The organism is Mycobacterium sp. E2238, from assembly GCF_001672665.1.
Classification (GTDB): domain Bacteria; phylum Actinomycetota; class Actinomycetes; order Mycobacteriales; family Mycobacteriaceae; genus Mycobacterium.
Map to the genome: position 1 here is coordinate 1 of NZ_LZKF01000233.1, position 6,446 is coordinate 6,446.

The window sequence follows — 6,446 nt, forward strand, 5'->3', positions numbered from 1 at the left end:
CCTGCTCGCGGAGGCGGGCCAGCACGGGCTGATGACCTTCTCGATCGGCTTCGAGTCGGCCGGCGGCGTCGAGGGCGACGAGTTCCGGTGGTCGGACATCATCGCCCGGCGCTTCGAAACCGACCACCATCAGATCCGCATCGAAACCGACCGGATGCTGCCCGCCCTCGACGGGGCGATCGGCGCGATGAGCGAGCCGATGGTCAGCCACGACTGCGTGGCCTTCTACCTGCTCAGCCAGGAAGTGGCGCGCCACGTGAAGGTCGTGCAGTCGGGCCAGGGCGCCGACGAGGTGTTCGCCGGCTACCACTGGTACCCGCCGATGGGCTCGCCGGCCGCCGCCTCCCTGCAGGGTTCAGTCGCCGAGTACCGCGGGGCCTTCTTCGACCGCGACTCGGCGGAAATGGCGGGCCTGCTCGGGCCGGGGATCATGGCCCCGGGCGACCCCAGCGAGCGCTTCGTCACCGAGCACTTCGCCCGCGCCGGCGCCGAGACGGGCGTCGACCGCGCGCTGCGGCTCGACACCACCGTCATGCTGGTGGACGACCCGGTGAAGCGCGTCGACAACATGACCATGGCATGGGGCCTGGAGGGCCGGGTGCCGTTCCTGGACCACGAGCTCGTCGAGCTGGCGGCGACCTGCCCGCCGGAACTGAAGATCGCCCACGAGGGCAAGGGCGTGCTCAAACAGGCTGCGCGACGGGTGATTCCGTCGGAGGTCATCGACCGGCCCAAGGGATACTTCCCGGTCCCGGCGCTGACCCACCTCGAAGGGCCCTACCTCGACATGGTGCGCGACGCGCTGTATGCACCAGTTGCCAAGGAGCGCGGCCTGTTTCGCACGGAGGCGGTCGACGCGCTGCTGGCCGACCCCAACAGCAAGCTGACGCCGTTGCGCGGCAACGAACTCTGGCAGCTCGCCCTGCTCGAACTCTGGCTGCAGCGACACGGCATCACGGGCCCGGTGGCATGACCGTGACCGATCCCCCCGGCGATCACACCGAGGCGATCACGATGGGCCTCCACGACGCCTCGCCGCCGGAGCTGGTGGAGGCGATGGCCAAGGATGTCGAGCTCGAATTGGGCTGGGGCCGGCTTATTTTCGGCCAGACCTTCGCCGACGCCCACCAGCTGGTCGAGGCGTTGCGCAGGGAGGGGCCCGGGCGCCGCGACATCTGCATCTACGCCCGCGAATCCCACGTGGTGGTCGCCGAAGCGCCGACCGAGCTCTTCATCGACCCCAGCCACACCTACCGCCTGCGCTTCACCGATACCACGCCGGAAGAGCTGTCGCCCGCGCCGCTCGGCGTGACCGTGCGCACCCTGAACGATCCCGTCGACGCCGACGCCATGAACCGCGTCTACGTGCGCTGCGGGATGGTCCCGGCCGGGGTCGACGTCATCTGGAACAACCACCTGAACGCGCCCGCGGTGACCTACCTGCTGGCGGTGCGCGACGAAGACGGCGCCGTGGTGGGCACCGTCACCGGCGTCGACCACGAACTGCTGTTCTCCGACCCCGAGCAGGGGTCGAGCCTGTGGACGCTGGCCGTCGACCCGGCCGCCGGACTTCCCGGGATCGGCGCCGCCCTCACGCGCGCGCTGGCGGACCGCTTCCGCAACGCGGGCCGCGCCTACATGGACCTGTCGGTCGCGCACGACAACGCCGCCGCCATCGGCCTGTACGAGAAGCTGGGTTTCCGTCGCGTCCCCGTGCTGGCGATCAAGCGCAAGAACGCCATCAACGAGCCGCTTTTCAGCCCGCCGCCCGAGACGGTCGACGACCTCAACCCCTACGCGCGGATCATCGCCGACGAGGCGCTGCGCCGCGGCATCTGGGTGGAGGTGCTCGACGCCGAGACCGGCGAGATGCGCCTCACCCACGGCGGACGCAGCGTCGTCACCCGGGAATCGCTGTCCGAATACACCTCGGCGGTCGCCATGTGCCGCTGCGACGACAAGCGGCTGACGCGCCGCCTCGTCTCGGAGGCGGGCATCACGGTGCCCCGCGCGCGGCTGGCCACCTTCGACGAAGGCGACTACAACTTCCTCACCGAGGTCGGGGAGGTCGTCGTCAAACCGACCCGCGGCGAGCAGGGCAAGGGCATCACCGTCGGGGTGACCGCCGAAAACGGTCCCGAGGAGCTCGCCGCCGCCCTGGCCCGCGCCCGCCAGCAATACCCCGACGTGCTGATCGAGCAGCGCGTGCAGGGCGACGACCTTCGGTTGGTGGTGATCGACGGCCGGGTGGTGGCCGCGGCCTTGCGGCTGCCGCCCGAGATCATCGGCACCGGGGAGCACAGCATCCGCGACCTGATCGCGGCCGAAAGCCGGCGGCGTTCCGCGGCCACCGGCGGCGAGTCCCGCATCCCGCTCGACGACCTCACCGAGTCGACGGTCGCCGAGGCGGGCTGGACGCTCGACGACGTGCTGCCCCAGGGCACCCGGCTTCGCGTCCGGCGCACCGCCAACCTGCACCAGGGCGGCACGATCCACGACGTCACCGCGGTGGTGAACCCGGAACTGTGCCGGGTCGCGGTGACGGCGGCCGAGGCGATCGGCATCCCGGTGACGGGCATCGACCTGCTGGTGCCCGACGTCACCGGCGCCGAATACGCCTTCATCGAGGCCAACGAACGACCGGGACTGGCCAACCACGAACCGCAGCCCACCGCCGCGGCGTTCATCGACTTCCTGTTCCCCGGCCACCCGGGCCAGCCGCAGGCCTGGACCCCCGAGGAATCGCGCGCCGAACGCGGCTGAGGCTTGCCGTGCGCCTGGCTTGGGTAATTCTCCAATCACCTCGGATAGGAGCCAGATGAGCGGAAGCGTGCAAACCGGAACCATCACGACCCGCGTGCCGGCGCGGTTGGACAGGCTGCCGTGGTCTCGATTCCACTGGCGCGTCGTCATCGGTCTCGGCGGGGTGTGGATCCTCGACGGGCTCGAGGTCACGATGGTGGGCAACGTGTCCGCTCGCCTCACCGAGCGGGACAGCGGCATCGACCTGAACGCGGCGCAGATCGGCCTGGCGGCCGCGTTCTACATCGCCGGCGCCTGCCTGGGCGCGCTGTTCTTCGGTCACCTGACGGATCGCTTCGGGCGGCGCAATCTGTTCATGCTGACCCTGGCGGTCTACCTGGTGGCCACGGTTGCGACCGCATTCGCTTTCGCCCCTTGGTATTTCTTCGCCGCGCGGTTCTTCACCGGTGCCGGCATCGGCGGCGAGTATGCCGCGATCAATTCGGCCATCGACGAGTTGATCCCCGCGCGCCTGCGCGGCCGCGTCGACCTGATCATCAACGGCACGTACTGGCTCGGCTCGGCCGCGGGAGCCGCAGGGGCGCTCGTCCTGCTCGACACCTCGCACTTCGCGCCCAACATCGGCTGGCGGCTCGCCTTCGGCGTCGGCGCCATCTTCGGCATCTTCGTCCTGCTCGTCCGGCGCAACGTCCCGGAGAGTCCGCGGTGGTTGTTCATCCATGGCCGCGACGAGGAGGCCGAGCGGGTCGTCGGCGAGATCGAGGAAGCGGTGCGGCAGGAAACCGGGGAGCCGCTGCCCGAGCCGCACGGACGTGAGCTCAAAATCCGCCAGCGCGAGACGATTTCGTTCCGCGAAATCGCCAGGGTGGCGTTCAAGCTCTACCCGCAACGCGCCATCCTGGGGCTGGCGCTGTTCACCGGGCAGGCGTTCCTCTACAACGGGGTGACGTTCAACCTGGGCACGCTGTTGAGCGGGTTCTACGGGGTGCCGTCCGGGAAGGTGCCGCTGTTCTTCATCCTTTGGGCGCTCAGCAATTTCGTCGGGCCGCTGGCGCTCGGCCACCTCTTCGACACCATCGGCCGCAAGCCGATGATCACGGCCACCTACATCGGGTCCGCGGTCGTCGCCGCCATCCTGGCGGTGCTGTTCGTGACCCAGATCGGCGGGGTCTGGGCGTTCATCGCCGTCCTCGCGGTCGCGTTCTTCCTCGCCTCGGCCGGCGCCAGCGCCGCCTACCTGACGGTCAGCGAGATCTTCCCGATGGAGACCAGGGCGCTGGCGATCGCGTTCTTCTACGCGGTGGGAACCGCGATCGGCGGCATCACCGGCCCGCTGCTGTTCGGGCAGCTGATCAATTCCGGGGAGCGCGGTCAGGTGGTGTGGTCGTTCCTGACGGGCGCCGCCGTCATGGCGATCGCGGGGCTGGTCGAATTGCGGCTCGGGATCGCGGCCGAACGCCGTCCCCTCGAAGAGCTGGCCTTGCCCCTGACGGTCGACGACGCCGACGCCGAACGGCGGGATCAACCGTAAGCATCCCACCAGGTGTGCAGGTCTTCGACGGTGGCCGGGTCCCCGGACACGTCGCTGAGCATCAGCTTCTCGTCGTTGGTCCAGATCACGTTCGGGTGATTGTTGTAGGTGCCGCACGCGATCAGCCCGGCCATCTCGTTCGGGGTCTGGTCGTAGTGCCAGCTGACCGGTGAGCGGCCCTCGCCGGGACAATTCACCAGGCTGACGTTGGCGATGTCGTCGGTGAAGGCCTTCTTCAACCGGTCCGGTGTCGGGAACAGCCCGTAGGTGGCGTGGCTGGGACCGCCGGGCTGGGTGTTCTGCCCGCAGGTGACCATGGCGACCGCGTGCACCCAGACGCTGCCCGACTCCGGGGTCGCCGGTGTGCACGTGCCGGCCAGGTAGCCCGGTGGGAGCAGGCTCATCAGCCGGGCCTGGTCGCCGTTGGGGGCGGCGGTCGACGGCGGCGGGGTCTTCGCGACGGTTGCCTTGGCGTGCCGCTGGCCGTCGGGTTTCAGCATGAGCCAGAGCCCGACCGCGCAGACGGCGACGACGAGCACCGCGGCGGCGGCCACGATCGGCCAGCGGTTGCGCTTAATCGGTGCGGAATGTGTTGCGGGGGAGAGGATTTCGCTCTGGCGCAGGATCGTGTCGGCGCGTTCGCGCTCGGGGCTGGTGAGCGCCCGGTGCGCGGCCTCGGCCAGGGCGCCGGCGGTGGGATAGCGCTCGATCGGATCCTTGGCCATGCCGCCCGCGATCACGGCGTCGAATGCCGGGCTCACCCCGGAGCCCTGCTCGCTGGGTTTGGGGATGGGCTGCATCATGTGGGCGCTGATCAGCATGCCGGTGCTGTCGGCGCGATAGGGCGGGGTCGCGGTCAGGCATTCGTAGAGCACGCAGGCCAGCGCGTAGACGTCGGCGCGCGGCGTCACCTCTTCGCTGGAAAACCGTTCGGGCGCCATGTATTTCAATGTGCCGACCGCGGTGCCCAGTTGGGTGAGTTTTTCGTCGGTCTTCGCGCTGGCGATCCCGAAGTCGACGAGATAAGCGAAGTAGTCGCCGGTGATCAGGATGTTCTGCGGTTTGACGTCACGGTGGGTCACCCCGGCCGCGTGGGCGGCGTCCAGGGCCGACGCGACCTGCCGGATGATGGCCACCGCCCGCGGTGCCGGCAGCGGCCCGGCCCGTTCGATCAGGCTGCCGAGATCGATGCCCTCGATGAGCCGCATCTCGAGATACAGCTGCCCGTCGATTTCGCCGTAGTCGTGTATCGGGACCACGTGGGGTTCCAACAGCCGGCCCGTGATGAGGGCCTCGCGCTCCATTCGCTTTCGGAACACCGGGTCCTGGCTGAACGTGTGCGACATCAGCTTGAGCGCGACCGTCCACTGTTTGACGGTGTGCTCGGCTTCGTAGACCTCGCCCATCCCGCCGCGACCGAGCAGCCGGTTGAGCCGGTAGGGCCCTAACATCGTGCCCACCCGCGAGTCCTGCGCGCCGGTCACTGCTGACTCCCATCGAAGGACCATGGCGGCGAGCGCCCGCTGGCCTCACCGCACGAAACGTACAACATCGTCCCGGCACGTGTCGGCCGCGCGATCAGTGGGCCGCCGGGATCAGCGGGCCGGGGGAGAGATCTGTACGACGGTGCCGTCCGGGGCCACCGCGATGGACCCGCTGAGGGCGCCGTCGGAGACGTTGATACGCAAGTTCAGGTCACCGTCCTTGCGGGATTCGACAGCTAAGAAGATCCGGTTGGCGTCGTAGACGTGCAGCGTCTGGGGCGCCTGCTGCACGACGCCGACGACCGCCTGCACGTCGAACTTGCTGAGGTCACCGACCGCCAGGCGGGAGGACACGGCCATTTTGGGCCCGACGCTCGCCCAATTGCCGTCGCGGTACAGCCAGGTCACCATCTTTTGCGCGTTCGCGGTGTCCGGGCGTTGGACCACCACCTGATCCTGGTAGATGTTCAGCTGGTAGCCCATCGTGTCGCCGAACTGCGTCCGCATCTGGGCGAGCACCCCGCTCACCCCGCTGAGGGTCAATAGCTGCTGCGGCGGCGCTGTCGTGCTCGTGGCCGGGGCCGCGGAGCCGGTGGGGGTCGCCGCCACCGCACTGGTGGCCATCGTGGGCGTGGCGCTCGCCGTCGTTCGGCCGTGGGAGTCTTCGC

The 6,446-nt window shown here is 69.3% G+C and carries 4 protein-coding genes and 1 pseudogene; 3 read left to right on the forward strand and 2 right to left on the reverse strand.

All coding sequences use genetic code 11. The annotated features are described in order from the left end of the window. From A5711_RS21290 to A5711_RS21300, 3 genes are all read left to right on the forward strand, one after another. Nucleotides 1-973, forward strand: a 973-nt coding sequence (locus A5711_RS21290) for an asparagine synthase-related protein (RefSeq protein WP_231987517.1), incomplete at its 5' end; no start/stop codon positions are given. Then, nucleotides 970-2,763 (forward strand): N-acetylglutaminylglutamine synthetase, encoded by a 1,794-nt coding sequence (gene ngg, locus A5711_RS21295; RefSeq protein ID WP_067950026.1) that lies wholly within the window; start codon nt 970-972, stop codon nt 2,761-2,763. The genes A5711_RS21290 and ngg, both read left to right, overlap by 4 nt. Nucleotides 2,764-2,818: 55 nt before the next feature. After that, nucleotides 2,819-4,294: an MFS transporter gene (locus A5711_RS21300; RefSeq protein WP_067950028.1), complete on the forward strand. Its 1,476-nt coding sequence runs from the start codon at nt 2,819-2,821 to the stop codon at nt 4,292-4,294. Here A5711_RS21300 and A5711_RS21305 read toward each other — a convergent pair. Together A5711_RS21305 and A5711_RS21310 are read right to left on the reverse strand one after the other, a co-directional pair. After that, the gene (locus A5711_RS21305; protein WP_067950030.1) at nt 4,285-5,778 is read right to left on the reverse strand and encodes a serine/threonine-protein kinase; all 1,494 of its coding nucleotides are present in this window, start codon (nt 5,776-5,778) and stop codon (nt 4,285-4,287) included. The genes A5711_RS21300 and A5711_RS21305 overlap by 10 nt on opposite strands. Nucleotides 5,779-5,889: 111 nt before the next feature. Further along, nucleotides 5,890-6,446 (reverse strand): annotated as a pseudogene (locus A5711_RS21310) (hypothetical protein); the annotation flags it as partial.

What these genes read in the sequence shown, in the direction of transcription:
- ngg (WP_067950026.1), top strand. Translation starts at nt 970, where the DNA reads ATGACCGTGACCGATCCCCCCGGCGATCACACCGAGGCGATCACGATG.
- A5711_RS21300 (WP_067950028.1), top strand. Translation starts at nt 2,819, where the DNA reads ATGAGCGGAAGCGTGCAAACCGGAACCATCACGACCCGCGTGCCGGCG.